A 2,911-nucleotide genomic window follows, 5' to 3' on the forward strand; every position below is an offset into this window, starting at 1 on the left:
CGCTGACCCTGGCCAAGGGGTGGGTCGTCATCAGCGCGTCCGACTTACGGGACAACCCTTAGCCGTTGAACTCCGATGCCTGGCAGGTCGAGCTGAAACTGTTCGCCGACGCGGGCTTCCGCGTCATCGCCCACGACCGGCGCGGACACGGCCGGTCGGCGCGCACCTACTCCGGCAACGACATGGACACCTACGCCCGCGACCTGGCCGAGCTGATCGAGGCGCTCGACCTGCGCGATGTGGTGCTGGTCGGGCACTCCACCGGCGGCGGCGAGGTGGTGCGGTACGCGGCGAGGCACGGCAAGGGGCGAGTCGCCAAGATCGCCACGGCCGGGGCGGTGCCGCCGATCATGCTGAAGTCGGACACCAACCCCGAAGGCACGCCGATCGAGGTGTTCGACGAGATCAGGGCATCGCTGCTGAAGGATGCCTCCCAGTTCTACCAGGACCTCGCGGAATCGTTCTACGGCGCCGACCGGGAGGGCGCCGCGGTGTCGCAGGGCGCGAAGGACGACTTCTGGCGCCAGGGCATGCAGGCCGATCTCACCGCCGCCTACGACTGCGTGAAAGCGTTCTCCGAGACCGATCAGACCGAGGACCTGCGCGCCATCGACGTGCCCATGCTCATCGCCCAGGGCGACGACGACCAGATCGTGCCCATCCGGGCGGCCGCCTACAAGGCGATCGACCTGGTGAGCGACGCGACGTTGAAGGTCTACCCCGGCGCCCCGCACGGCATCTACGGCAGCTACCGCGAAGCCCTCGACAAGGACATCCTCGACTTCGTCACCGGTTGACCGGCGTCCGCGGGCCGGATCCGGGAATCTCCGGGTTCGCAGCGGCCGGGCCTTCGACGCGATACCCGCCGGGGCCCGCGATGACTTCGACGACCGCCCCGCGCGGCCGTCCGCAGCGCCGGTCGCAGCCGGACCAGTGCTGGCGGCCCGCGACGGTCACCTCCTCGGCGGGCACGACCGTGCCGGTGGTGGCCGGGCCCGCTCCGGTGGGCGTCACCCGGCCGGCGGCGACGGCGGCGGCCACGTCGCCGCGCACATCGGTGTGGGACTTCGCGCACCCGGGCAGGCCCGCGCACGCGGTGACCCGCAACCACGGCGACTCGGCGTCGAAGATCAGACCCATGGGGGCGAGCACCCGCACCACCTGTTCGGCGGTCCACTCGTCCAGGTCGGGGAGCACGACACCGCGCCAGGGGGTGAGGATGACGGGACGTTCGACGGCGGCGAGGAATTCGGCGGTGCGGGCGGGCAGGGAGCCGAGCGGGACGCCCGCGCTCAGGGCCACCCCGCCGTCGTCCTGGGGCAGCCAGCCGATCGGATGCTCGGCCGCGGCGAGGCCGAGCCGTTCGCCGGTGGGGGACAGGCCGAGCAGGTCGACCACGCGGGCGACGCCGTCGGGGACCTCGTGCAGCCGCCACTGGCCGGAGCTCACGTCGAGGAAGCTGTGCGCGGCGGCGAGCATGACGTCCACGGCGTCGCCCGGGGCGAGCCGGATGCCGGTGTCGGCGCCCGCGAGCAGCAGGGCGTACTCGTCGGCGGTGGCCTGGACGCCGATGTCGGGGGACAGGGCGCTGACGTCGCCGCGGCCGTCGTCGGCGGTGAACAGCACGCGCCCGGGCAGTTCGGCCAGCCTCGGGTCGGCGCGCAGCGCCGCGTCGAGGGCGGGGGGCAGCGAGCGCACATCGGTCAGGCCCCCGACCCGGCCGGACAGCGGGGAGGCGAGGATGTTGCGGACCCGCTCGTGGGTGCGGCTGGGCAGCAGTCCCGCGCTCTCCAGGCGTTCGGTGAGCGCGCCCGCGTCGCGGACCTGCCGCAGCTGGGCGTTGCCGCGCGAGGTCAGTTCGATCGCGCCGTCGCCGAGTTCGGTCGCCGCCTCGGCGAGGGTCCGCAGCTGATCCGGGGACAGCACACCGCCCGGCACGCGCACCCGCGCCAGCGGGCCGTCGGCGGCCTGGTGCAGGCGCAGCACGCCGGGGCAGGAATCGGGGGTCGTTCGCGTCATGACGGCTCCAGCCTACGTGCGCGCGCGGGCGCGGGACACCGGATGTGATCCGAGCCGCGCGGCGGAGCGAGACGCCCGGCCGGGTAGCATCCCCGGTGCTCGGCGGGCGACGAGGAAACCGGTGCAATTCCGGTGCGGTCGCGCCACTGTGAACAGCCAGACCCTCTCCGGCGAGCACCACACCCCGATGGGCGCGTTCACCCGAGGAAGGTCTCCCCTGTGATCCTGCTGTTGTCCACCTCCGACACCGATCTGCTCAGCGCGCGCGCCAGCGGCGCCGACTACCGCCTCGGCAATCCGGCCCGGCTGCTGGTGGACGATCTGCCCGCCCTGCTCGACGGCGCGGACCTGGTGGTCGTGCGCATCCTCGGCGGCAGACGCGCCTGGGAAGAGGGGCTGGAAGCGCTGCGGGCGAGCGGGGTGCCGGTGGTGGCGCTGGGCGGCGAGATCGCCCCCGACGCCGAACTCATGGAGTGCTCGACGGTGCCCGCCGGTGTCGCCGCCGACGCCCACAACTACCTCGCCGCGGGCGGACCGGACAATCTGCGCCAGCTGCACCGCTTCCTGTCCGACACCGTGCTGCTCACCGGTCACGGCTTCGAGCCGCCGGTGCAGCTGCCCAGCTGGGGGGAACTCGAGCGCGCGGCCCGCTACCCGGAGCCGGTCGAGGGTGTGCCGACGGTCGGCATCGTCTACTACCGCGCCCAGCATCTGGCGGGCAACACCGGCTACGTCGACGCGCTGTGCCGGGCCGTGGAGGACGCGGGCGCGCGCCCCCGGCCGCGGTAAAGTGCCACCCAGCGCACCCCCCAACCCGGACATCAAGCCCCCCAAGGGCAGGCCGCCCCCCAGGTGGCTGTGACATAATAACAAATTACGCAGCCGACCATTA

At 73.1% G+C, this 2,911-nt stretch carries 1 protein-coding gene, 2 pseudogenes and 1 riboswitch; of the genes and pseudogenes, 2 read left to right on the forward strand and 1 reads right to left on the reverse strand.

Annotated features, from left to right (window positions below; genetic code table 11):
- Window positions 1-62: 62 nt before the first annotated feature.
- Window positions 63-797: pseudogene (locus QH283_RS10675) on the forward strand (alpha/beta fold hydrolase); the annotation flags it as partial.
- On the opposite strand, the gene cobG reads toward QH283_RS10675, so the two are convergent.
- Window positions 787-2,019 carry a precorrin-3B synthase gene (gene cobG / locus QH283_RS10680; RefSeq protein WP_280502863.1) on the reverse strand — a complete coding sequence of 411 codons (1,233 nt, stop codon included), beginning with the start codon at window positions 2,017-2,019 and terminating at the stop codon, window positions 787-789. The pseudogene QH283_RS10675 and the gene cobG overlap by 11 nt on opposite strands.
- An 86-nt stretch (window positions 2,020-2,105) precedes the next feature.
- A riboswitch (cobalamin riboswitch) is annotated at window positions 2,106-2,205 on the forward strand.
- A gap of 33 nt (window positions 2,206-2,238) precedes the next feature.
- On the opposite strand from cobG, the pseudogene QH283_RS10685 reads away from it, so the two are divergent.
- Window positions 2,239-2,802, forward strand: a pseudogene (locus QH283_RS10685) (cobaltochelatase subunit CobN); the annotation flags it as partial.
- Window positions 2,803-2,911: the final 109 nt, after the last annotated feature.

Origin of the sequence: Nocardia farcinica, from assembly GCF_029867845.1 — a bacterium.
GTDB classification, from domain to species: domain Bacteria; phylum Actinomycetota; class Actinomycetes; order Mycobacteriales; family Mycobacteriaceae; genus Nocardia; species Nocardia farcinica_A.

What these genes read in the sequence shown, in the direction of transcription:
- cobG (WP_280502863.1), bottom strand. Translation starts at nt 2,019, where the DNA reads ATGACGCGAACGACCCCCGATTCCTGCCCCGGCGTGCTGCGCCTGCAC.